This is a genomic window from Chitinophaga agri, assembly GCF_010093065.1.
GTDB lineage: Bacteria > Bacteroidota > Bacteroidia > Chitinophagales > Chitinophagaceae > Chitinophaga > Chitinophaga agri.
Window position 1 is genome coordinate 436380 of sequence record NZ_CP048113.1, and the last position, 24572, is coordinate 460951.

16 protein-coding genes are annotated in these 24572 nt (G+C 46.6%); 9 read left to right on the top strand and 7 right to left on the bottom strand.

What is annotated here, in order from left to right; translation table 11 throughout:
- Positions 1–386: 386 nt before the first annotated feature.
- Both GWR21_RS01705 and GWR21_RS01710 read left to right on the top strand, forming a co-directional pair.
- Positions 387–3776, top strand: coding sequence for an eCIS core domain-containing protein (locus GWR21_RS01705; protein WP_162330057.1), 3390 nt, complete (start codon positions 387–389; stop codon positions 3774–3776).
- A gap of 18 nt (positions 3777–3794) precedes the next feature.
- A complete protein-coding gene (locus GWR21_RS01710; protein WP_162330058.1) occupies positions 3795–4214 on the top strand; it encodes a hypothetical protein in 420 nt (139 codons plus the stop codon).
- Between the two features lie 43 nt (positions 4215–4257).
- Here the strand turns inward: GWR21_RS01710 and GWR21_RS01715 are convergent, their stop codons facing one another.
- Genes GWR21_RS01715 through GWR21_RS01725 form a run of 3 tightly spaced genes read right to left on the bottom strand, consistent with a single transcriptional unit; the run spans position 4258 to position 7977 of the window.
- Positions 4258–5529, bottom strand: a complete 1272-nt coding sequence (locus tag GWR21_RS01715; protein WP_162330059.1) for a mandelate racemase/muconate lactonizing enzyme family protein — start codon at positions 5527–5529, stop codon at positions 4258–4260.
- Complete coding sequence (locus tag GWR21_RS01720; protein ID WP_162330060.1) at positions 5516–7078, bottom strand: gluconokinase; 1563 nt, start codon at positions 7076–7078, stop codon at positions 5516–5518. The genes GWR21_RS01715 and GWR21_RS01720 overlap by 14 nt, the downstream gene beginning before the upstream one ends.
- Before the next feature lie 11 nt (positions 7079–7089).
- Positions 7090–7977 carry an AraC family transcriptional regulator gene (locus GWR21_RS01725; RefSeq protein WP_162330061.1) on the bottom strand — a complete coding sequence of 296 codons (888 nt, stop codon included), beginning with the start codon at positions 7975–7977 and terminating at the stop codon, positions 7090–7092.
- Positions 7978–8123: 146 nt separating this feature from the next.
- On the opposite strand from GWR21_RS01725, the gene GWR21_RS01730 reads away from it, so the two are divergent.
- The 3 genes from GWR21_RS01730 to GWR21_RS01740 are packed head-to-tail and all read left to right on the top strand — an operon-like array spanning position 8124 to position 14571.
- Complete coding sequence (locus GWR21_RS01730) at positions 8124–11294, top strand: SusC/RagA family TonB-linked outer membrane protein (protein WP_162330062.1); 3171 nt, start codon at positions 8124–8126, stop codon at positions 11292–11294.
- Positions 11295–11305: 11 nt separating this feature from the next.
- Entirely contained in the window at positions 11306–12835 is a 1530-nt protein-coding gene (locus tag GWR21_RS01735; RefSeq protein WP_162330063.1) for a SusD/RagB family nutrient-binding outer membrane lipoprotein, read from the top strand.
- A gap of 14 nt (positions 12836–12849) precedes the next feature.
- Complete coding sequence (locus GWR21_RS01740; RefSeq protein ID WP_162330064.1) at positions 12850–14571, top strand: IlvD/Edd family dehydratase; 1722 nt, start codon at positions 12850–12852, stop codon at positions 14569–14571.
- A gap of 70 nt (positions 14572–14641) precedes the next feature.
- On the opposite strand, the gene GWR21_RS01745 is transcribed toward GWR21_RS01740, so the two are convergent.
- Complete coding sequence (locus tag GWR21_RS01745) at positions 14642–14878, bottom strand: GlsB/YeaQ/YmgE family stress response membrane protein (RefSeq protein WP_162330065.1); 237 nt, start codon at positions 14876–14878, stop codon at positions 14642–14644.
- Between the two features lie 92 nt (positions 14879–14970).
- A complete protein-coding gene (locus GWR21_RS01750) occupies positions 14971–16023 on the bottom strand; it encodes a DUF5694 domain-containing protein (RefSeq protein ID WP_162330066.1) in 1053 nt (350 codons plus the stop codon).
- Between the two features lie 398 nt (positions 16024–16421).
- On the opposite strand from GWR21_RS01750, the gene nhaA (GWR21_RS01755) reads away from it, so the two are divergent.
- The 4 genes from nhaA (GWR21_RS01755) (at position 16422) to GWR21_RS01770 (ending at position 20996) form a co-directional block, all read left to right on the top strand.
- A complete protein-coding gene (gene nhaA / locus GWR21_RS01755) occupies positions 16422–17729 on the top strand; it encodes a Na+/H+ antiporter NhaA (RefSeq protein ID WP_162330067.1) in 1308 nt (435 codons plus the stop codon).
- A gap of 140 nt (positions 17730–17869) precedes the next feature.
- Positions 17870–19171, top strand: coding sequence for a spondin domain-containing protein (locus tag GWR21_RS01760; protein ID WP_162330068.1), 1302 nt, complete (start codon positions 17870–17872; stop codon positions 19169–19171).
- A 160-nt stretch (positions 19172–19331) separates the two neighbouring features.
- The gene (locus GWR21_RS01765; RefSeq protein WP_238430131.1) at positions 19332–20036 is read left to right on the top strand and encodes a peroxiredoxin-like family protein; all 705 of its coding nucleotides are present in this window, start codon (positions 19332–19334) and stop codon (positions 20034–20036) included.
- Between the two features lie 120 nt (positions 20037–20156).
- Positions 20157–20996 (top strand): AraC family transcriptional regulator, encoded by an 840-nt coding sequence (locus GWR21_RS01770; RefSeq protein ID WP_162330069.1) that lies wholly within the window; start codon positions 20157–20159, stop codon positions 20994–20996.
- A 156-nt stretch (positions 20997–21152) separates the two neighbouring features.
- Here GWR21_RS01770 and GWR21_RS01775 read toward each other — a convergent pair whose 3' ends face one another.
- Positions 21153–22706 carry a hypothetical protein gene (locus GWR21_RS01775; RefSeq protein WP_162330070.1) on the bottom strand — a complete coding sequence of 518 codons (1554 nt, stop codon included), beginning with the start codon at positions 22704–22706 and terminating at the stop codon, positions 21153–21155.
- Positions 22707–23210: 504 nt separating this feature from the next.
- A complete protein-coding gene (gene nhaA / locus GWR21_RS01780; protein ID WP_162330071.1) occupies positions 23211–24554 on the bottom strand; it encodes a Na+/H+ antiporter NhaA in 1344 nt (447 codons plus the stop codon).
- Positions 24555–24572 lie beyond the last annotated feature (18 nt).

A 24572-nucleotide genomic window follows, 5' to 3' on the forward strand; every position in this document is an offset into this window, starting at 1 on the left:
ACTAAGGCACCCTTCATCAGGTGTGTGAATGAAAGCTGAATGGTGGCCGTTCCCTGGGTCCATCGGGAGCGTGGATGACGCTTGTATATATACGGTTAAGTGGCAATAAGTACTTATACGGAATTACTGCAATCAGGGCGGAAAAATTTGCCGGCATTTCTTTTTTCAGGTAACTTAGTGCATACTTAGGCAGATGAGAGATGACTGCACTAATGAACAGCAATTAAGGCATGTAGTACGCAACCCCTGAAAGAATAATAGTTTTCGACCCCAGCATTACAATGACCATAGATAGCCCCCTTATCCTGGATGGCCCCGGACGAACCCTTATTCCCACTGGTAGGTTGGCGTAACGCCAGGTACTACTTCCAATAAAAAAAATCGGAATGGAGCATCAAGCTAAACAAACTAAGAGTACGGCGAAAGCGCGTAAGGGAGATTTTTTTGGCGACAGTGGTACCCCTTTTTTTGTCCCGCCGGGGATTCAGACTAAACTGATCGTTAATCCGCCTGACGACGCCTATGAAAGGGAGGCAGATGCCGTGGCAGATAAGGTAACGGCTACGCCAGATGCTGGCAAAGATCAGTCACCTGCCTTCTTTACACCAGGTTCCAATGCATTGCAAAGAAAATGTGCGCATTGTGAGCAGGAGGAATTGTTGCAGAAAGAAGAAGGTGAAGGAATGGAGGTAAGCAGGAAAGAGAAGACAGGAGAGGTCCCCGCAGGAGACGATGTAGCGACCGCATTGCAGCAAACTAAAGGAAGTGGAGAACCCTTGCCTGACAACACCCGCGCTCATATGGAAAATGCGATCGGCGCAGACTTCAGCGATGTCAAAATTCATACAGGAACGACTGCCGTGCAGTTAAGTGAGCAGTTGAATGCCCACGCATTTACCGTTGGCAATGACGTTTATTTTAACCAGGGCGCCTATAGCCCCGGCAGTACGCAGGGCGATAAGCTGCTGGCCCATGAGTTAACGCATGTGGTGCAGCAGAACGGTAGTATTCAGAAAAAGATCCAGCGTCAGAAAAAACAAGGTCCTGAATATGTCGAGTTCCAGGTAAAAGTGCCTGAAAACTTTACTAGTCTGGAACAAATGTACCGGCTTTTTGAACGCGTAGCTTATGGCAGGGAAATGAACATGTCGTGGTCATGTGGCAGCTATTGTGATATGACCAAAAACAGGGGGCAGATCATCCCTTTTCTTGTTCCAAAGACAAAACTGGATCGGGTCAGGGGAGAGCAGGCCGACAAAGAGAAACAGCTGAAAGAGGACTTCAAAGCCTTACCCGGGGATAGCCAGGAAAAGGTGAACGCTGAGGCCAATAAAAGATATTACGAAGTTTCAGGGAACAAGGAAAACTCTAAGATCAAACCAGGAGAAAAGGGGAATGCAGTGACCTGGGAAAACATGCGTAATGAAATACTGGAAGAGAAAAGGAAACTGGAGTCACTACCGAAGGAACTAAAGGACCTGATGGGAGGTGAAGGCACTTTCAAGCCAGGCGATTACCAGCAGCTGCTGCGTATTGCGGAAAAGCTGAAGCAGTTTTCGCCGGAGGACCTGGCGGTGTACAAATTGCTGGTATTACGTGCAACTGATGATCTGCAGCTTTTTGAAAAGTCGGTAGATATGTTCCTGGCCAGGAAAGCAGAATTAGTGGCCGCTATGAAGAAACAACAGGCCAATGCAAAGCAGGATGAACCTGCGTCTATGCAGGACGCTATGGATAAAGCTTTGACAAACCTGGATGGCAAGGATGTCCGCACCATGTCTGAAGCCGACCGGTACGACCTGGCCGCTAAGAAGACCTGGGAGGTGTCAAAGGCGCAAATGGAATATATGAAGGACCATCCAGGAGAGACGGCTGTAGATTTTGCGAAGGCAGCTACCCTGCAGAATACCGGCGATACTTTTAAAGGTATGGGAAAAGATATGCAGGAAGCGGCCAGTGGTGACGCCAATGCCTGGGCCAGATGGGCAGGAGGCGTAGGAGCCGGCGCTAAGTTATCCGGTTGGTTGCTCGCAGTAGGTGGCGTTCTCTATGTGTTATCCTGGTTGACAGGCGTCGGAGAGCTGGCAACCATTGCTGCCTTTATGGGATATATGCTGGCGAGTACGGTGGTGCTTTCTACTGTAGAAACGCAGCTACGCATAAAGGCGGCGTCACAGGCCACTACGGAGGAAGAGTTCAAAGAGCAGGTGAAGAAGGCCGCTGCTTCACTGACGAACGTAATAATGGCGGTGGGTTTACTTGTGCTGGCATTAGCGATAAGGTTCGTCGCCAAAACCTTCTTCCCTGAAACAGTCACTAAAATAAATGGCGCACTTACAAAATTCAGGCGCCGTGTACAGGCGGGTGTAAACCTGAAGAAGGTCAAAGCGGAGTTCCAGACCGAGATAAAAGGGCATCGGGAGAACCTGGTAAAAGCAGGCGAAGCCGCGAAGGACAATGCACTGAAAACTGCGTCAGACATTGAGAAAATGGACATGGATACGTTCATTGATAAACTGGAAAGTGGTGACAATGGCTTTTTTGATCAGTCTTCAGTGAAGGATGGACAGAAGATCCCGTGGAAGGAGCTGTCAAAAACACCGGAAGGAAGAAAAGGTATCGAAAGTTATAAGGTAAAGTTGACGGAGCAGTTGCGGTCAGGTGTGTTGAAAGAGATCAATGCCATGGTAAAAGAGCAGCTGAATGCAATAGATGCTATGTTGAAGGAGATAGAGCAGGCCACTGCTGCCAAAGAATTACTGAAGGCTGCTGATGGATATGAGAAATTCATGAGCGCAGAGGAAGTGGCAGCCCGCGGTGCAGCGCGGGAACAGAAGATGCGGGAGGAAAAAGCCGCCGAGGCCATGAAGGAAATAGAATTAATGATCAAGATCGAAAAAGTAAGGCCCCAGCTTTACAAATTTGATCCGATCCGCAGATACCTCGAGGCAAATCCGCAGGTCATTAAGAGCTTCGCTGAACATCCGGAGGCTATTCCGATCATTGAGGAAGTGATGAAGGAACTGAAAGACCTTGGCGCGGATAAAGTAGTGGAGAAATACAAAGGTAGGGAGCTGAGGGAGGCGACGCCTTTAACCGATGAACAACGGAAATTAAGCGGCGACTTTGAAAAAGCAGTTAAGTCCATGAATCAGGGTAAGCCGCGGCAACAGACTGGCGATCTTGATCAGCTGTATGCGGATGCAGAAGTAGCCTCCACCGAGCTGGGTAACGTGATCGATGATGTGCTGAGTGACCCCGGCGTCAGTAAGGCGGGAGGCCGGAAGGCGATGCGGCCGGAACTGAAGGGGAGAGAACGTGCCGAACAGAAGGTCAGGGATGAGTATGCAGGCGATGCTTCCTGGCTGGTGGACATTGCAGGTGGCAAAATTGTATTTCCATCGCTGGAAGGTATTTATCAGGCCCTGCAGGTGATAAAGAATAAATTTGGCGCCAGGATCATTAAGGTCAAAGACCGGTTCGTCGATCCCCAGCAAAGCGGATACCGCGATGTGCTGATGAGCATAAAAATGTCTAATGGTCATATAGCAGAATTACGCCTGCACTTGGAACAAATAGATAAAGTAGCTAGTTTAGAGCACCCGATCTATGAGGTAAAGCGGGTAGTTGCGCCAGATGCGGCCAGGGCCGCCGGTCAGTTAACGGCGGAACAGCAGGCCATTGCTTTGTCAATAGAAGCCAGGGCAAATGAGATCTTTGGCCAGGCCATAAAAGAGGCCACTACCGGTAAACCAGCAGAAAATGTTAAAGAATAAGCGCATAACACGAAACATATGAATGAGCCACAGAACACCGCTGATGAACGCCAGTATTTTGTAGTTGGCAATCGTACCGTGCAGTTGCTTCCCCTTGGAAATGGTGGTATGGAGATACTTAAACTGGACTGGGATACCGGTAAATTTATGCCGGGAGCCGACTATCTTCCCAAGGTGATGTTTGGTAAGGATGAAGTAGAAAAAGTGTCGGAAGATGAGTTTATCCAGCAAACGGAACAGATGCGCCGGGAGCTGTTTAAAGGCGATAATGCGGTATTTACACTGTATAAATTGCTGGATACAATAGAAGCAACCGCCAAACAGGAAGGACGGCTGCTGACAGCCGAAGAGCAGGGTATCATAGCACTGACACAGCGAAAGACGTATGCGATGTTTGAAAAGGAATGTCGTTTAAATGAGAATTATTGCAGGAAATGAGTCCTGTTTGCTCACATCGTTTCGGGATATATTTGGCATCCGGTCATTCAAAGAAAGGGATCCCGGGTATGGCATATTTTTTCATGCCTGCTTCATTGATCTCTACGCCAATGCCTGGTTTTTCTGAGACGGTGATATAGCTGTTGCTCACCCACTCGCCATCATAGGATATAATCTCTTTAAACATGGGTTGCGAATGAAAGTAACTCTGCCATTCGAGTATCATGAAATTGGGTACTGCAGCGCAAACATGTGCTGAAGCCATGGCGCCGAGAAAAGACGCCACCATATGGGGGGCAAACGGTGTATAATAGAGGTTGGCCAGGTTAGCGATCCTTTGTCCTTCTCCGAGTCCACCGCATTTTTGAAGGTCGGGCATTACAATGTCTACAGCGCCTATTTCCAGCATTCGTCTGAATCCATAGGCAAGATATTGGTTTTCACCAACGCAGATGGGAGTAGTGGTGGAGTCGGCAATCAGTTTATACACCTCCACATTCTCCGCCGGCACCGGTTCTTCCAGCCACATCAGCTGCAGCGGCTCCAGTCGTTTGGCAATCGCATGCGCAGTGACCGCATCGTAACGTCCGTGCATATCGGCACAAATGTCAATATTGGGTCCAACAGCCTGCCGGGCAGCTGCCAGTTGATCAAACATCCGTTGCAGTTCAGCGGGACCCGCTGTCCAGTTATATGGGTCGTACTTATTAGGGTCGTTTGCCTGATCAAGATCAAATTTGATCGCATTGAATCCCATCTTTTTTGCCTGTAGCGCAGCTTCTGCGAAATCGGCAGCTGTGGGCAGATTGTGTTGATATAACGCCGTATCGCAATATACGCGTACCTTATCTCTGAACTTGCCTCCTAAAAGTTGATAGACGGGCAGTTGGAGGGCTTTGCCGGCCAGGTCCCATAATGCGGTTTCTATAGCTGACAGCACCGCTATATATATGCCCGACTGTGCGCCCCGGAAAAACCCTGATTTACGAATGTCTTCGAACAGGCGGTACACATTTAAAGGGCTTTTGCCTTCCAGGCTCGCGCCCAGCATCTTTACCAGGTGATAAGTACCGGCAATGGCATCCACACCTTCACCACATCCCCAGATATCCTGATTGGTATGGATCTTTACAAATAAGCTTCCCCGGATATAACCGCATGTTACTTTTGTAATCTTCAGACTGGAAGGAGATGACAGTTTAGGGGCATGGCCGATCGCTGTTTCAAAGCCTTTTCCGAAGGTGGCGAAAGGCGCCATCACAGCAGCTATAACTGCTTTGGATACGAAAGATCTTCTTGAGTTAGGGTTTGTCATGTGTAAGTGATTTATCTGAATGAGCATATTTTTGTTGCAGATTACTGATCGCTTCGAATTCGTCAGCGAGTTTGTCACTTAAACGTTCAAATATGCGGAAGTAATCAGCATATATCTGGTGATGTTGTTCATTAGGTGTAAATACGTGAAGCGGTTCGGCCGGTTTTACAGCGGTATCGTCCAGGGACTGGTATACGCCCATTTCGGTAGCACTTAGTATATAGGCGCCGAAGCTTACACTGTGTAGTTGTGGTCTTACCTGTACTGGTTTATTGAAGATGTCAGCAATCAGCTGACTGCAGAAGGGAATGGTACCAAAACTTCCATTTACGGAAAGGCTGGTGATCGGACGTTGTTCTTCCAGGGTCTTGCCGATACTGTAAATTTCATACAGGATGCCTTCTATCGTGGCACGTATGAAATGTTTTCGCTCATGTTTGATGTTAATTCCGAAGTAAGCACCTTTCGCATTGGCATTCCAGATCGGCGCGCGTTCACCGAGCAGATAGGGCATAAACAACAGCCCATCTGATCCTGTTGGTACATTAGTCGCATCTTCCAGCAGTTGCCCCATACTATCTTCCATATCGAACTGATGAATGAAATCACCGAACTGGCGGGTGAACCATTCGAAGATGTTTCCACCGTTATTGGTAGGTCCTCCCGATATGTAGTAGTTATCCGCCAGCAGATAATTGAAGAACCGCATCTGTTCATCTTGTAACACACTGGTTCCCATCACCCGTACTGCGCCGCTGTCTTCAATGGTGATACTGGCCTTTCCTTCTCCTTTTATGATGCCGTCCCCCAAGGTGGCCAGGCATCCGTCACTGGAACCAATGAGGATCTTTGTATCTGCCGGGAGTCGTAATGACTGCTGATATGCTTTTTTTAAGTTACCGGCTGTTGACGATATGGGTGCTACTACGGCTAATTTATCAGCCGTAATACCGGCATACTGTAATGCGTCGTCTTCCCAGTTGACAGTATGAATGTTCAGCAACCCGGTGGCGGAAGCGATGCTATAATCTATCATATACTCCCCTGTGAGTTGATGAATGATATAGCTTTTTATAGAAAGGAATTTGCTTGTGCTGGCGAAGCGTTCCCTGTCATGGTCCCTCAACCATGCAATTTTCACCAGTGGAGACATGGGATGGATAGGGGTACCTGTTTCTCCATATAGCTTCTTTCCCAACGGAGAGTCACGCAGTTGCTGGGCTTCTTTCTTGGCGCGGTTATCTGCCCAGGTGATCGCATTACCAAGTGGGTTCCCTTTTATATCAACGGCAAGTACGCTGTGCATAGAGCCGCAGAAACAGATGCTGGCTACTGTATGTTTTTTCGGATGTATGTATTCATTTAACACGTTCTTCAATACGTATAAGGTTGTGATGAAGATCTGCTCAGGGTCTTGCTCGCTATAGTCAGGTTGCGTATGGAATGTTGGATAGTGCCCCTTCATGGATCCGATCACCTGGCCATCAAGGCTATATACAAATACCTTTACTCCGTAGGTCCCTAATTCAACTGTTATAATACAATTCATATCTATGGTTGTTATATATTACGCAAATGATTTTTTCTGAATTCACTGGGCCGGTAACCTGTTAGCTTTTTGAAGGTGGTAGAGAAATGCTGAGAGGAATAGAACCCTATATCAAGTGCGATATCCGTCACTGATATATCGGCCCGTTTCAATAATCTGATCGCCTCGGAAATGCGGATATTGATCAGGTAATTGATAGGCGAGAACCCGGTAAAATTTTTCACCTTTTCGGTAAACAAAGTGGTACCCATTCCTACCAGTCCGGCCATTTCCTCTACAGTCCACTGATGTGCGAGGTCCTGCCGCAGCGCCATTTCCAGATTTGTGAACGCCTGGGGGAAGTCGCGGGTCGAATGTGTTTGCCGCGTTATCTTACGGCTAACCTGTATCAGCAGTTCATCTATATGGTGATTAACACGCGTCTGATAAGCGACCTGCATTTCAAATAGCTCTGTGTAAATACATTTAATAATACTGCACACTTCATTGAACCGGCTCAGTGCGGGGAGGTTGTTTACAAACAATATCTTGCTGATGGCAGCGGCTTCACTGTCAGATAACCTGCTCCATTTATCTGGTAGTATATGACCGGTATCCAGTTTCTGTACGGCGAGTTGTATCCAGATAAAGGACCCGATGGTCAGTACGCTATTGTCGGAACTGAGTGGAATATCAGGCATTATCAGCGCTACATCACCGGGATAAAACACGTGCGGTTGATGGTTAATGTACCATTCGAACCTGCCTTCTAATATATGATATATGCGTAATCCTTCTGCTACAGTGGCCGGAAAACTGTTGGGCTGAATGGAGCCATTCTTTTTCATGCCCAGCTCCAGGATATGCGGAAATAACGCCAGCTCTGGAGATCTACCGTGGTTTAGCACAAATTGATTCATATAGGTAATGCGTGGGCTTACATAAAGTAAAGAAATTTGTTCAACCTGTACGTACAAAATTCAACGTCGTTTTATTTTGGAAGTTTTTATATGTAATACCAGATAATTTGTAAGTCTAAAGATTCCTCACCACACCAAATTACGTTATGAAAAATTACTTCTTTGGCAGTGCATCCCGCCTTGCTGGTGGCTGGTTGCTTGTTGTCTTACAGCTGATAGCGTCTTATACCTATGCGCAAACCGTGACAGGAACGGTGGCTGATGAAAAGGGTGCAAGACTCCCCGGCGTTTCTATCACCGTAAAGGGCCGTTCCCAGGGAACCACGTCCGATAGCTCGGGCAACTATCGTATTCCCGCTTCCGCCAATGCCATCCTTATATTCACCTCACTGGGTTTTAAAACAACAGAAGTGAGGGTTACGGACCAGCGAATAATAAATGTATCAATGCTGATCGATAACCAGAACCTGGGTGAAGTGATCGTCACTGCCCTTGGTATTAAGAAACAGGCCCGTAGCCTGGGATATGCCGCCACCAGTGTCAAACCCGAGGAAATTAGTGTGAACCGCAGCAGCAATGTAATGAATGCCCTGCAGGGGAAGGTGGCAGGACTGAACATCTCTTCGCTGGGTACAGGGCCAGGGGGCACCTCCAAGATACGCATCCGTGGTCAGTCGTCTATTTCGGGGCAAAATAATCCGCTGATCGTCATTAACGGCGTGCCGGTTGACAATACCAATTTCAACGATAATATCACAGGCGTAAAAGGAGGAGGCGTGTTCGCTGACGGGGGAGATGGCTTGTCGAGTATTAATCCTGATGATATCGAGAACATGACGATATTAAAAGGTGCACCAGCATCTGCTCTTTATGGCTCCCGTGCAAAGGATGGGGTGATCATGATCACTACGAAGACAAAGGGGAAAACCAGGGGGATCGGTGTCACCTATAATCTTAACTATACCAATGACACCCCGCTCGACTTTACTGATTACCAGCAGGAATATGGTCAGGGTGAAAATGGCGTTCGTCCGTCAGTGCCGAATCCAACTTCCGGGCAATGGTCATTCGGTGAGAAATTTGCACCGGGACTGACACAGATCCTTTTTAATAACCTGACGCTACCCTACGAACCACAAGGTAGCCGCATCCGGGAGTTTTATCGTCATGGTCAGAATGTTGCGAACACGGTTGCTTTTGAGAGTAGCAGTGATAAAGGAGGTTTGCGGTTGTCGCTTAATAATACCGATAATCGCGGGATCATGCCCAATAATACATTTAACCGCAAATCAATGAATATGGGGTTTAGCTATGACCTGTCGGAGCAATTTATGATATCAGGAAACGTAAATTATTCCCGGGAGAATAACAGGAATCCACCCAATATAGCGAATCAGGATAATTCCATTCCCACCACCCTGATGGCCATGTCGACATCCATGCCATTGCAGGTGCTGGATGACAATAAGTATAATGCAGCTGGCGACGAATATAACTGGTCCAGGTTCACCAACCGCACCAATCCCTACTGGGTGATGGCAGAACAGTTTCATAACATAAAACGGGACCGTATTTATGGTAATGTGACCCTGAGATATCGCTTGCGGCCATGGCTCAGCGTACAGGGGCGGTTTGGTCAGGACTACTGGTCCAGGGATGAGGACGTCAACAATTTTCCTACGGGACAGGCCTCCCGGGCTGCAGCGCCTCCAGGATTTGTGAATGGTTTATATACACAGGAATCGCGTCGCTTTCGGGAAACGAACCTTGACTACCTGATCAATGCGAATAAAAAATTCGGCGCAGTAGAAATTAATGTTAATGCGGGAGGTAACCGCATGCGTAAACGAAGCGACGTCAATAATGTGGTGGTAACAGATTTTATCACCAGGGGAATATATGCAGTACAGAACGGACGTTCCAAAGATCCGGTGTATACGCTGATAGAACAGGGTGTAAACTCCTTGTATGGTTCTGCTGAAATAAACTATCAGCAAACGTTCTACCTGACCGGTACAATACGGAATGACTGGTTCTCCACCCTGTCGCCTGAAAATAGAAGTATTTTGTATCCTTCCATCTCTGGTAGCTATATTTTCTCCGAACATCTGCCCCATGCCGGTTGGCTGAATTTTGGTAAGCTACGCCTGGGTTATGCGGAAGTGGGAAGTGATGGAGATGTGGCGCCATATTCTAATCAGTTGTTCTATACACCTAATGCCAATTTCATTAATAACCCCAATGGGCAGGCGGTGCCTGTTGGCACGAGCGCTATCAGTAACAATGTTACCGGTACGACGTTACCCAACGCAGGATTAAAACCCAGTAGGATAGCTGAAGTGGAGGCCGGCCTGGAAATGCGGTTATTTGATAGCCGTGTAAATATTGATCTGGCAGCCTACCGGAAAATTACCAGCGACCAGATAGTGCTGGTACAAATTTCAGATGCATCCGGTTACCTGAACAGACCGATCAACAGCGGTAAAAGCCGTAATCAGGGCTTTGAAGTGATGCTGAACCTGGTGCCGGTGCGGGGTACTCACTGGAACTGGGAGTTCACCGCAAACACCTCCTATAACATTACGAAAGTACTTAGTATCATCACAGAGAAACCCGGAGAGCGCATCACTACAGGCACGCACGTGTTCAATGGAGAGACCCGGCATGTTGTGGGGCAGGAAATCGGACAGATTGCCGGTTACGGATATGCATATAATGATAAAGGACAGCAAATATTTCAGTCGAACGGTTTGCCGCAGCGGACAGCTGACTTCCTGTTATTTGGCAGTGCGTTGCCCAAATGGGTAGGAGGCTTTTTAAACACCGTCAGCTATAAAGGTTTCAGGTTGAGTGTTTTTGTTGATTATAAACTTGGTAACAAAATGCTGTCCGGTACTAACTTCAACGCAGTAAGACACGGACTGCATAAGAGAACGCTGGAGGGCCGTGAAGGCGGTGTAACAGGTGATGGAGTAGATGCAGCGGGCAATCCGAATAAGGCCGTGGCAGCAGCGCAAACGTATTGGGAACATCTTCGTTCACAACAGATCGTGGCATCTGTTGTATACAACGGCGGGTACTGGAAGGTACGCCAGGTATCGTTGGGTTATGACCTTACAAAGCATATTCCGGCCAGATGGCCGATAAAAGGTCTGAAGCTTGATCTTGTCGGCAACAATGTATTGCTGCTGAAGAAGTGGGTTGATAACATTGACCCGGAGACATTTGGCTTTGGGTCTGATAACCAGATGGGACTTGAATCGCCCGGACTACCCACCACCCGCAGTCTTGGATTGAATCTGAATGTAAAACTTTAAAAGATCCCATCATGAAAAAGTGCTTATTATCCATCGCTATATTGTGTTGTCTTATTTCCTGTGACAAGGGGTTGAGTGATCTGAACGTGAACGAAACGAATTCGACCTCCCTGGATCCGGTGCTGCTGCTCAACCAGGCCATTATTAATACATCATTTCCGGTGAAGTCATTAGTATTTGATGTAGGAATAGTACAGCAAATGGTATCACCCAATGGCGGCGTACTTGCCGGCGCCAATTTTAATCAGGACAGTCGCGATGTAACAACACAACCCTTATGGACAGCTTACTACCAAAGCGTAATAAAGAACACGTATGATGCCCGTATGCGGTCGAAGGATCTGGTGAACAGAAGCAACATGTATAATATGGCGCGCATTTACCAGTCATATATATTCATGATACTGACGGATGAATACGGAGATATTCCCTATCTGGAAGGTGGCGCCGGTTTAGCAACAGGCGTATTGTTTCCACAATACGATCGTCAGCAGGACATTTATCCGTTGCTGATACAGGAACTTACAGAAGCCGCTGCGGCACTTAATACGACGGCTGTTATTGAAACAGGCGATATCTTGTATGCCGGGAATATAGCCAAATGGAAGAAATTTGCCTATTCCCTGTTATTGCGGGCAGGTATGCGGCTGAGTAAGGTAGATGTTACCAAAGCGCAAAGCACAGTGGAGGCAGCCTTCGCAGGAGGTGTCATTACTGTTAATGCAGATAATGCCTATATAAGGCATGATGCGAATTATACGCAACCTATTGGCAGTACACTTAATGGTGGAGAAGCAGCCAATTTTTACCTCGCCAAACCATTTGCGGACCGGCTGAAGAATACCAATGATCCAAGGCTGTCAGCAATAGCCGTCAGGTATATCGGGGCCGCCAGTGGTGCAGGGCAGACAGCCGCCGCCGGAACTACGGATCCTGTGAAACAAATCGGGATGCCTATCGGCAAAGATAATGGCACGGTCACTGCCGCAGCGACAGCTGATGGCCTCACCAGTTTTTACGAGTATAGTCAGGTTGACCGGCGCAGAATACTTAAAACATTTTCCCCTGTATTTCTTGTAACAGCAGCACAAACGAACCTTTTGCTGGCAGAGGCCCGCTTCCGGGGCTGGATCACATCCGGCACTGCGGCGCAGTACTTTGCTGATGGCATTAGCGCCCATATGGATCAAATGGCCGTATATGATGTTAATTCAGCCATCACTGCCACTGCACGTGATACGTATGTGGCGGCCAATCCTCTTACGGCTGGCAGGGAGTTGGAGGAGATCAATACCCAATACTGGATCGCCTCCTTTCTGAATGGCCCCGAAGCATTTGCGAATTTCAGGAGAAGTGGTTTTCCTAACCTTGCTCCTAATCCATATGGCCAACCTGGCAATCCGGATGTACCTGAAGGCACTTTTATCAGGAGATTGACCTATCCAACCTCCGAGCTAAGTGTAAACAGTGAAAACGTAAACGAAGCCATATCCCGACAGGGCGCCGATAAGCTGAGCACAAGGGTCTGGTGGGATAAGTAAAATAATAACTGGTAATGAGCACAGAGAGAAAACTAAGAAGCTCCGACTGGTTCGGCAAACAGGATAAAATGAGTTTTGTACACCGGTCATGGTTCCGTAACCAGGGCTATCCCGATGATTATTTCATGAACAGGCCAATCATCGGCATCTGTAATACCTGGAGCGAGCTGACACCCTGCAATGGTCATCTTCGTGAAATAGCTGAAGTGGTAAAGCGTGGCGTGCTGGAAGCCGGAGGCGTTCCATTCGAGTTTCCGGTTACATCGCTTGGTGAAACGGTTATGCGGCCCACTACGATGTTATTCCGTAACCTCACGAGTATGGACGTGGAGGAAACGATCCGCGCGAACCCCATTGATGGGGTAGTATTACTGACAGGTTGCGATAAAACAACCCCGAGCACAATTATGGGCGCCTGCAGTGTGGATCTGCCCACAATAGTGATACCAGGAGGCGCTATGCTTAATGGACATTTCCGGGGTGAATGCATTGGAAGTGGCACCTTCAACTGGATGATAAAGGAAAAGCAGGGACTGGAAAATTACACGATGCAGGACATCCAGGAAGTAGAAACGGGTGTGGCGAGAAGTCAGGGGCACTGCATGACGATGGGTACGGCGAGTACAATGGCGTGTATGTCAGAAGCACTTGGTCTGACATTACCTGGTGCTGCCGCTATTCCAGCTGTGGATGCACGTAAGAAACTGCTGGCCCAGTTGAGTGGTCGTCGTATTGTAGAAATGGTGAAGGAAGACCTGAAACTCTCCCGTATACTTACCCGGAATGCCTTTGAGAATGCTATTGTCATTAATGCTGCGATCGGAGGTTCGACAAATTTTATCATTCATTTACTGGCTATTGCCGGCCGGATCGGCGTTCCTCTTTCACTTGATGATTTCGATACAACCGGCAGCAGGATTCCCCTTTTGGTCAACCTGAAGCCCTCAGGGAAATTTCTGATGGAAGATTTTTATTATGCAGGAGGCCTGCCGGTTGTGATCCGGGAAATGCAACCCTATCTTAAACCAGATGTCATCACTGTTAACGGGAAAAGTCTTTGCGACAACTGCACTGTCTCACCCTGTTACAATACGGAAGTAATTGCCACGTTACAGGCCCCCCTGCAATCAGAAGCCGGTGTAGCCGTGCTGAGAGGTAACCTATGCCAGCAGGGGGCTGTTATCAAGCCTGCCGCAGCATCTGCTCATTTATTGAAACACCGTGGGCGGGCAGTCGTATTTGAATGTATAGAAGACTATATCGCGCAGATAGATGACCCGGAGTTAGATATTGATGAACATTGTGTAATAGTGCTGAAAGGCGTCGGTCCGGTGGGTTATCCGGGAATGCCTGAAGTCGGAAATGTGGATCTGCCAATGAAGCTGTTGAAGAAGGGAGTGAAGGATATGGTACGGATCTCTGATGGCCGCATGAGTGGCACCGCCGGCGGTACGGTAGTGCTGCATATATCTCCGGAATCGGCCGTTGGAGGTGCATTGGCTTTCGTTCATAATGGAGATATGATAGAGCTGGATGTAGCCGCCAGGAGACTGCATCTTGATATTACAGAAGAGGAACTTGCTGCCCGTAAGGCCGGCTGGCAGCCGCCCCTACCTATGGCCATCCGCGGATATGTTAAATTTTATATTGATCATGTGCAGCAGGCGCATCTCGGGGCGGATCTTGATATATTGCGAGGCGGATCAGGGGCAGAAGTGGTAAGGGACCTTCATTGAGCAGGAAAGGTGTGGGTTCGCCTGCAAGGATAGCCAGGGATGGCGGTATGAGTAATTTCAACCGCCATTCTTATCGTTTCACAAGCCGGATAAGCCAGATTAATATTATAGCTCCTACCAGCGCCACGATCAGTGAGCCTGCAAGGCCGCTACCTATATGGATGCCAAGTTGGCCGAAAAGCCACCCACCCAGCCAGCCGCCAACTATGCCGACAATGATATCCACGATTATTCCAAACCCCTCACCACGCATCAGTTTCCCCGCCAGCCAGCCGGCAATGCCTCCGATAATAATAGTCCAAATCATAAAGTGATGTTTACATTTAAGCGTCAATTTACAACACAATATTGATATTATATAAATAAATTATGTATTTGGATGGAGGAGCAGGTAGGTGATTATTTCATCTCATTTATATTTCGCACGGTTACATCCGGCATTTTTTCGAAAAGATCCTGCATATACTTTCTGTGATTGGCTCCGGCAATAACAACGACTTTTCTCACCCCCAGGGCCCTGGCTTGATTAACTACATTATCGCACATTGCTTTGTTTCTCATCATCCACCAGTGTATTTTCGAAAGCATTTCTTCTTTAGGGAAATTTTCCATGGTATACATTTCCGGCAAATAAAAATCTCCGGATGCGGAGATCTTAGCTGCTTCGTCGGTATTTAGCCATTCAGTGACATTTTTTGAAGTATTTTCTATACTATCGTATTTTGCAAAACCTTTAAGGATTGCTTTCATATAAGCTTTCAGTTCAGTACTGAACACAGCTGAAGTATCTTTTTTAAACACATCGAATTTTGCATCGAATGCTTCCCAGGACGCGCCCCAGTTCAGATCATAATCCTGGCAGTCCATGGCAATTAATTCCCCTATTTTCAATTCCAGCATCATTGGAAACGCAATAAAGGCATATTCCGAAGTCTTTAATCTCTTCATACTTCTTCCTACGGTATCTAATTGCGGGCTGAGTATTTTAGAGACATAGTTTTCAAGTTCAACGTCCGGCGATTTTTGAAGGTAATTAAACACTTGCCAAAATTGATAATGGCCATTTGCAACGTCCTGATTTAGATAATGGGCATGGGCTAAGTCAGTTTTCAGCCGATAGTCTTTCGGGTTATTGATCACTGATTTTTTTAAGCTGTCTATTATTTGGGGCAACGCTTCTTCCGGTATATTTCTATTTTTCCTAAGTATTTCCAGGCGCATTAAATTCTCTTTTTTGCACCAGTAATTCATAATATTCTGCTCGTCCTGCTTGCTCAGAAACTCGCCGAAAAAAGCTGTTGGCTTGAATTTTCTGATTGTATTGTGGATACCTGAAAAATCCTGCGGTGGATAGTTAGCGTAGTTGTGTGAAACACCGATGAGCAAGACATCTACCTTTTGAGCGATAGCGCTGATGGAAAAGAAAAGAAGAAGAAAAAAAGAATACCTCATATTGTCTTGATTAGATTAGTGCTGTCAATGGCCACAGTGCATACTTCAATGAAAACTGAAGGCGAGTGCGGTTTTGCCGAAATCCCCATCTTCATGGTCAAATGGGTGCAATACTTTTCAGGGGAGCGTTCGGGTTATATTTCCTACGTACAATATAGCACTTAGATAATCAATGGGGGCAATTTTTTTAATCAATGCGGTCTTTTCAACAGTGTTATTCTAAAGTGCTGTTTTAGGTGGTAAAGGACTAATGGTCGTGCCCGACTGCATTTATAGTCGAATTTATGGCAGAAACATTCGGGGGAATACGCACTAAAAGCAGGCTTTAACCTGCCAATTTCCGACATTATGGAGATTTTTTTTTAATTTGCCCGCTTTACCTATAGAAACCGCAAGGCATGGCAAAGACTCCTATTGAGAAAATACTCAGACCAATCCACAGATTTATTCATCAGGAATTTACCGGAGGAATTGTACTTTTTGTGAGTGTGATCGTAGCAATTATCTGGGCTAACTCGGCCTGGCACGATTCATATCATGATCTATGGGAGAAAAACCTCTCTGTTTCATTCTCGAATAGCGGTTTAGACAAGCCACTGCATATTTGGATAAATGATGGGCTAATGGCATTATTCTTTTTTGTCATTGGATTAGAGTTGAAACGGGAGTTTATAGCTGGTGAGCTTTCCTCACTGAAAAAAGCCTCTTTGCCGATGGTGGCTGCATTAGGGGGGATGTTAGTGCCCGCCTTTATATATTTCCTTTTTAACAATAACCGCGACTCCGCAGGGGGGTGGGGAATACCGATGGCAACGGATATTGCTTTTGCACTCGCTTTGTTATCACTCGCCGGTAAGAGAATACCTTCGTCTGTAAAAGTATTCCTTTCAGCGTTGGCGGTGGCAGATGATCTGGGTGCGGTCATAGTAATTGCCCTGTTCTATACAGCGAAAATTGCTTATTTGCCGCTGATCATAGGAGTGGGGCTGTTACTGGTGCTGGCACTGGGAAACGCATTGGGTATAAGAAGTACACTGTTCTATCTGCTGATAGGAATTTGCGTATGGGGGTGCTTTCTTTCCTCAGGTGTGCATGCAACTATCGCCGGGGTGCTGGTTGCGTTCACTATTCCGGCGCGCACCAAGATCGACGAGGATGAATATGTTAGTTGTTTAAACGCTTACACAAATCAATTCAGGGAAGCAATTCCATTAAAGGGATCATTGACTACTGCCGAGCAACATCAAACGATAGAACGGATCAAACAACTTTCGCTGGATGCGGAAACGCCGCTTCAAAAAATTGAATATGGTCTCCATCCCTGGGTTGCCTTTGTGATCATGCCTCTCTTTGCACTCGCAAATGCCGGAATGCTCATAGATAGTAGCTTTTTTACGGCGTTACTGAATCCTGTTAGTCTGGGTGTCGCGATCGGTTTACTGCTTGGCAAGTTTATTGGTGTTCTTTTATTTACATGGCTGATGGTAAAGTCAGGAATGGCAGATCTACCCCAGTTTGCCACATGGAGACATATAACGGGAGTAGCTATACTTGCAGGCGTCGGATTTACGATGTCGTTGTTTATTACAGGATTAGCTTTTACCAATCCTGAAATGGTGGATCAGTCTAAATATGGGATCCTCATATCTTCAGTTCTTGCCGGTTCGCTTGGGATTTTAGTGTTAAGAACTACGCGATATAGATAATTTATCACCTTCGCCAGAAAGGTGCATCATGGTGTAAATAACATATTCGGGAAATCTGGACAACATAACGGGAAGTAGAGATACCAGGGGGGCATATAATCCTGCCTACCTTCATGATATAATTCAAAAGACAATCTATCATGAAAAGTAGACATTTAGCCTGTTTGTCATTCGCCATGCTTCCCGTATTAATGAGCGCCTGTGACAAGGATAATAATAACACGCCACAAACATCCGCTGCCACCATTACTATTGAGAATGTGTTGGATTCCAGGCCGCTTGTCGAGTCGGGGACCTTTAAGAACAATGGTGCATCTCCAGTTGTTATGCCGGGAGAATCTGTATCCTTCCAGTTCTCGGCAGCCAAAGGACAGGCCGTCTCCTTTGTCACCATGTATGGTTGGTCAAATGACCTGTTTTTTGCCCCTTCAAATCCTGGTATCAAAGTCTATCAGGATAACGGTAACCCAGTAGAGGGCGACGTATCCTCACAGATCAGACTATGGGATAACGGTACCCGTGTTAACCAGGCGCCGGGGGCTTCCGTGTCACATCCGGGCACAGCGGAGGCAGCAATTCAGAACGTTACCGAGGTAAAAGGTGTAGACGCCCAGGGTAATGCCTTTGCCGCTGCTTCTTCGCTGATGAAGGCAACATTACATTATGAGGGAAATGCGATCTTCACGCTTACTATCACAAATACTTCGGGAAATACATCCAACCCTACACCGTTTAGTCCGGGTGTATGGGCTATCTCCTATATCGCCGGAGGTAACCTCTTAGATCCTGCGCCACTTTATGAAGCGGGCAAGCCTACTGCGAACGGCCTGACCAATATTGCGGAAATGGGAGATAACAGTGTGCTGGGAGCTTATATCGCCGCACGGACCGGCATTTTTACACCGCTTTCTCCTGTGCTGGTAGTGGTGTATAATGGTATCGAAAACCCCATTTATAAGACGGGCGAGAAGGATCGCGGAAAGGGGTTAAAGGAGCTCGCTCAAAAAGGTGATGCCAGCGGCCTGGCGACCTATCTGAAGACAATACAGGGTGTAAAAGACGTATATGTGCTTCCCGCAGCGAGCAGTACTGTTCTGTTGCCTAAGATAGGCGCACAGGCAGGAAGTAGCGTGTCCCAGCAACTAAATGTTGCCACAGGCGACAGATTAGCGATTGCTACTATGTACGGGCTATCCAACGACTGGTTCTTTGCTTCCAGGAACAATGGTGTAGACGCAACACAGAAAGGCGACATTTCTTCATCCATCGGACTATTTGACAATGGTACTGCCCCGAATCAGTTCCCGGGGGCCGGCCTTACGCAGTTTAATCTGGCAGGAATGCCATTGGAAGAAAGCAAGCTGATTGAAGAGGTGCCGAATCCGAATGCGTTCACTACACTGCCTGCAATACCTAATATCATTAAGGTAACCATTAATTAGATGCAAGTGGGGAAGCAGCAAAGATGAACATGCTTCCCCTTTTAACATCTTTACAATGTAACATGGATCAGAGGTTGTAAGAGAGCAGGCAACCAGAAAGATCAGCTGACAATTTGATCTGTACGGCAATAATATGGTAGTAAGTAATTCAACGAATTTTATGGAAACGAAAAGTATAATAAAAGTGCGCCTCTATTCTTGTTTAGCCATGCTGCTGTTCGCCAGTACAGCAGGAGAGGCGGATGCTCAGCAAATGAGCCGGCACACAGCGTCTCCGGCAACGATGAATATGGCAGGAACGGAACAAACAGCGTACGTGGTACCCGGGAAGCCGGAAGATATCAGTCCGCTGCTGGTGGGAGAGAGAATTCCTGTGGTAACTTTACCGGATGCTTTGGGAAACAATGTTGAGCTGAACAAAGCGATTGCTGAAAAGCCAACTGTATTGATCATGTACCGTGGTGGATGGTGCCCTTATTGCTCCAGACAGCTTTCCGGCCTGCAGGAGGCGCTCCCTGAACTGGAGAAGCTGGGATACCAGCTGATCGCTGTCAGTACGGATGCTCCGGCAGCCCTGATGGAGTCGGCTACAAAGGAAAAACTCGGCTATACGTTGCTTTCGGACGCAGACCTCCATCTGTCCATGCAGTTAGGGATCGCATTTAAGGCTCCTAAAACGTATTGGGAGATGCTGACCAGGACCACAGGTGGGAAGGATACCGGTCTATTGCTTCCTGTGCCATCTGTGTTTATTTTAGATAGAACGGGTGTCATTCACTTTGAATACATAAATCCCGACTTTAAACAGCGGATGAGCGCTGACCTTTTAAAAGCTGTAGCCGCCAGTGTGAGGAATGAACTTTAAATCCTAAGGCAGCGTAACCGGTAGTTATTGTAACGATCTTAAATTCTGTTTTATGGAACAATATTCATTATTAGTCAGGCTGCAGGCGAAGCCTGGTAAAGAACAGCAAGTAGCGTTGATATGATAAGAGAGTATAACGAAAACGGGACATCCGCACGCTTGATAATGCATTGCGGTAATAAATTCTTTTCGGGTAATGGGCTGAATAAACCGGCCCCTTACCCAATTAATACCTTTGTTTATAACAAGGGACCGGCTCAGCAGGTGGTAATAGACGAGGTGACCTATACCATGCCTGCGGGCTCCATTCTGCCGCTTGTTTCCAGTCAGCATTTTGTATTCGAACATCCTGAAACACTGTCCGCCTGGCAGTTCAACCGTGAGTTTTATTGCATCGTTGACTATGACTCGGAGGTTGGTTGCGTAGGCTTTCTGTTCTATGGCATTCAGCACCCTATGTTCATCCGGCTTGACGAGGAAGAAATAGAGGAAATGTCTCATCTGGAAAAGGTGTTCACTAACGAGATGATGCTAAAGGATAACTACCAGGGAGAAATGCTGCGTACCCTGCTGAAGAGGGTGATCATCAAAACCACCCGGATAGCGAAGCAGCAGTGTGAGAGCTATCAGCAGTTCCCGGATGAGAGGATGGACATAGTCAGGAAATTTTCGCTGCTACTCGAAGGAAATTTCAAGCAACAGCACGAAGTAAAGTTTTATGCCACGTCACTCAACAAGTCACCTAAAACACTCAGCAACGTGTTTTCGCTGCTAAAGCAGCCTGCTCCTTCTGTCCTCATCCGCAACCGGATCGTGCTGGAAGCCAAACGTTACCTGCATTACACGGATAGGTCAGCAAAGGAAATTGCTTATGAACTAGGTTTTGAAAGCCCCGCACATTTCAGCCGGTTCTTTAAAAATTACGCAGGGACGAATGTCTCTGAATTCCGGAATCTGTAAGGACGATATCTGTAGCGGTGAAATGGAACACGCAATAGGAAAACCAATAGATGGCATGCAATCTGGCGGGCGCATCTTATCTGCTTCGCTTTATAGTATAGGACGGGCCTGGAGGATATGCCCAGGCCTTTGACTGTATAATGAGCAGTTAATAAGTCATCGTTTTACCCCGGCGTCTTCCAGTATCATTATAAGAAAACCTTCCGGATCCCAACCTGTAAAGGTCTCTATCACATTTAGTGATTTTAATATTGTGTCTGGCTCATCTAATGCCCGGATAATGCTATCAATCCAGCTTTTCTCTGAACGTTTCTCTGCATCTCTAACGAGATATATGGCCATAATTGTCTGCAATGTAGGCAGGAGTTCCTGCTGAAAAGCTGTTGTAAAGTGACTTCTCATATTTGTATATGAGTCGGATATCTCATAGTATCTTCCCAGGCAATACAATGTATATTCTCTGCGCCATACAGGGTGAGTGACGTTCTGCCATTCCTGCTGGAATAATGTCTCTGTCTCGGGCCTTCCCTGTCCTGCGTGCAATAGTATATGCTGTGCATGACGCGCGGTAACGTGATCTTCTGAGGAGGCCCATTGCTGTAATTTTGGCACTATACCGGCCATGGATGCTACCAGCTCAGCGTAACCAGCTGTACGTAGTGAAGGTATTGAAATGATCCGATATAAAAGTGCCAACAGACGTGAAGGTGCTGTTGCTACCTGTAGTATATGTGCCAATATAGTTGCTGTGGCATATGCCGCATCATAATGATCATAATAACTGATATATTTCCCAACCCTGCACCAGATACGTTCCGCACATATGTCCGCGATATAATCATTACCTGTTAGTAATCCATTGATCGTAACGGGTAGGTCTTCCCCTGTACCAACAAATGTTTTGAGCTGGTGCCAGCTGATCCTATCGAGTTCAGCCTGCAGGTAATCAGGTATAGGTAGCGACTGTATGGTTGTATTGGTTACATAGTTGTCATATTCTTCCGTGAATTTTTTAACGACCGCGTCGATATAGCTGTCAATAGTTGGGTGGGACGGTTTGTTTATACACTCAGGCAAAAAGTCAGGCCATTTTTCTTTGTTACTCACAAATATTTCATTCTCCCTGGGAAATGCCCATATTACTTGTCCGGCAGTGTTGCACATCGTCCATGTACCCCTATTCTCTCCATTAGAGAGATAAGAGGTCATTACAGTACCATCAGGATAAAAGTATTTTGCGCTGACTGGTGTCTGATCCTGTGCTGCTATCATTTCAAAAACCAGGATATGATTGTAATAACAGCGTGTAACCCTCGTTGGTACAAATACTTTCTTCAGCTCGTATAGCAACTGTCCACTCTCATCAAAGAAAAGTTGCCTGAACTGACAGCCGTTATAACTATAACGCCTGCTGCGGCTGATTACACTCCCACCGGCATAAAAGTCATTGTCTGTATGCTCAGGGCACACATCTGCCATAAAAACCTCCTCTGGTATACCACTATCATCATGGTAGATTCTCTTTAACAGCAGTTTTCCCTGCGGATCCCATTCTGTATATTCACCCGTATACTGGTCCTTCGTGGGTGCCAGCTGTCTCAGGACCCAATAGGGATGGTTATTTTCACCCTGAATAAAACAGGCGTTTACTGGTACTGTGGCCGGGCGTTCGGGTAAGGGATGCCCGTTTTCACTCATAGGATTGTTCATGAAAAGGTCTGTTTTTACACGCGGGTAAAGATAAGTTTTGACATTTATATTCTCTACATCTGCTTTTAAGGACCTGTCCTTCTTTTGAATAAGAATATCTTTGAATTTCGCAACATGATAGCGTTTGCAGGTGGCCCGTATGAAAAGAGCTAAATTAAAAAAAAGATGATAGATGGGATATTGCTTACCCAGGGTTAATACTAAAAGAGGCTGATTCCCTTGTCAAGAAATTTGGAATAGGCGTTCACGAACCAAACGATAAAAAGTAGGCAGGAGAAATTATTCATCTGTTTAGCGGTAATATTATAATACGCAAAAAGTATTTGTAGTCACATCCTAAGAAATTAGCTGGTTGCTAGATCCCTGGAAAACGATTTGATAAATTTTACTTACTAAACTTTGAGCCCTGGGCATTGCCTAAGTGAATTTTTAAAACATAAGCTAGGGATATAGCCGGCGAAGGCACCACAATTATTATATTCAAGCGGCTTTAGTTGGGCGCGGTTATCCAGCTATTTGGGTATCATCAATTATGGCTAAAGGTTTACGTTTAGCTCCCTTCAATATCAGTATTCCTGTAACTCCCGCAATTACAGAAGCCAGTAAAATACCATATTTGGCCTGGTCTATCTTTAATTCATCCCTAAAGGCCAGGCCTGTAATGAACAGTGACATGGTAAAGCCAACACCCGCCAGCATCGCCACACCTGCAATGTGCCGCCATGTAGCATACTGGGGGAGACTTGCAATACGCAAACGCACCATCAGCCAAGTAAACAGTAGCACACCCACAAACTTACCAGCCAAGAGTCCAATAGCCACACCCATACTCACAGGGTTCAACAGCGAACTAAAAAAATCACTGCCGATCACCATACCAGCATTAGCTAATGCAAATAAAGGCATGATAACAAAAGCCACCCAAGGGTGCAAAGCATATTCAATTTTCTGTAATGGTGTTTCTGCATCCAACGAAAGTTGCTTGATCTTCTCGATAGTTCTATGTTGTTCAGCAGTAGTTAGCGAACCGTCCAGAGGAATTTCCTCTTCAAATTGCTTTGAGTAAGCATTCAGGGAACTTACATACTCCTGTTCATTGATCTTGGTGCGGGCAGGAATGGTAAAGGCCACCAATACACCGGCAATTGTAGCGTGTACACCTGAAAACAAGAAACACAACCAAACCGCAATACCCACAAGGAGGTAAAATAAACTAGACCTGATCCCCAATGCGTTGCCCACGACCATTAGCAGCAATAGAAAACCGCCAGCTATCAGCGGTGCAAAAGAGATACTAGCGGTATAGAAAAGCGCAATCACCAATACAGCGCCCAAATCATCGGCAACCGCCAATGCCGACAAAAACACCTTTACTGATGAAGGAATATGCTTACCTGCAAGCGAAAGCAAAGCCAATGCAAAGGCAATATCTGTAGCCATGGGAATGCCCCATCCATGTGAAGATTCTTTCCCCTGATTGATCACAAGATAAATCGCTGCAGGAACCAGCATACCGCCAATTGCCGCCACCATTGGCAAAGAGGCCTTTTTCATTGAAGACAGCTCACCTGCCATAAACTCCCGCTTCAGCTCCAGACCGATCACGAAGAAAAACAGGGCCATCAGGCCATCATTGATCCAGATGTGCAGTGGAACATCCAGTGCCGTGTTTGAAAATGACACAGCCAATTTCGTTTCCCACAAATGATGATAAGCGTCATGCCATGCTGAGTTTGCCCACACAATCGCAGCGATCACCGCCACAAATAATACAATGCCACCTGTAAACTCCTGGTGGATAAAGCGATGTATAGGTTTAAGCAATCTTTCAATAGGAGTCTTCGCCATAATATCTGCCTTTAAATG

Bases quoted from the DNA above. Each gene is read 5' to 3' on its own strand.
- GWR21_RS01705 (WP_162330057.1), top strand. From the start codon at position 387: ATGGAGCATCAAGCTAAACAAACTAAGAGTACGGCGAAAGCGCGTAAG.
- GWR21_RS01710 (WP_162330058.1), top strand. From the start codon at position 3,795: ATGAATGAGCCACAGAACACCGCTGATGAACGCCAGTATTTTGTAGTT.
- GWR21_RS01715 (WP_162330059.1), bottom strand. From the start codon at position 5,529: ATGACAAACCCTAACTCAAGAAGATCTTTCGTATCCAAAGCAGTTATA.
- GWR21_RS01720 (WP_162330060.1), bottom strand. From the start codon at position 7,078: ATGAATTGTATTATAACAGTTGAATTAGGGACCTACGGAGTAAAGGTA.
- GWR21_RS01725 (WP_162330061.1), bottom strand. From the start codon at position 7,977: ATGAATCAATTTGTGCTAAACCACGGTAGATCTCCAGAGCTGGCGTTA.
- GWR21_RS01730 (WP_162330062.1), top strand. From the start codon at position 8,124: ATGAAAAATTACTTCTTTGGCAGTGCATCCCGCCTTGCTGGTGGCTGG.
- GWR21_RS01735 (WP_162330063.1), top strand. From the start codon at position 11,306: ATGAAAAAGTGCTTATTATCCATCGCTATATTGTGTTGTCTTATTTCC.
- GWR21_RS01740 (WP_162330064.1), top strand. From the start codon at position 12,850: ATGAGCACAGAGAGAAAACTAAGAAGCTCCGACTGGTTCGGCAAACAG.
- GWR21_RS01745 (WP_162330065.1), bottom strand. From the start codon at position 14,878: ATGATTTGGACTATTATTATCGGAGGCATTGCCGGCTGGCTGGCGGGG.
- GWR21_RS01750 (WP_162330066.1), bottom strand. From the start codon at position 16,023: ATGAGGTATTCTTTTTTTCTTCTTCTTTTCTTTTCCATCAGCGCTATC.
- nhaA (WP_162330067.1), top strand. From the start codon at position 16,422: ATGGCAAAGACTCCTATTGAGAAAATACTCAGACCAATCCACAGATTT.
- GWR21_RS01760 (WP_162330068.1), top strand. From the start codon at position 17,870: ATGAAAAGTAGACATTTAGCCTGTTTGTCATTCGCCATGCTTCCCGTA.
- GWR21_RS01765 (WP_238430131.1), top strand. From the start codon at position 19,332: ATGGAAACGAAAAGTATAATAAAAGTGCGCCTCTATTCTTGTTTAGCC.
- GWR21_RS01770 (WP_162330069.1), top strand. From the start codon at position 20,157: ATGATAAGAGAGTATAACGAAAACGGGACATCCGCACGCTTGATAATG.
- GWR21_RS01775 (WP_162330070.1), bottom strand. From the start codon at position 22,706: ATGAACAATCCTATGAGTGAAAACGGGCATCCCTTACCCGAACGCCCG.
- nhaA (WP_162330071.1), bottom strand. From the start codon at position 24,554: ATGGCGAAGACTCCTATTGAAAGATTGCTTAAACCTATACATCGCTTT.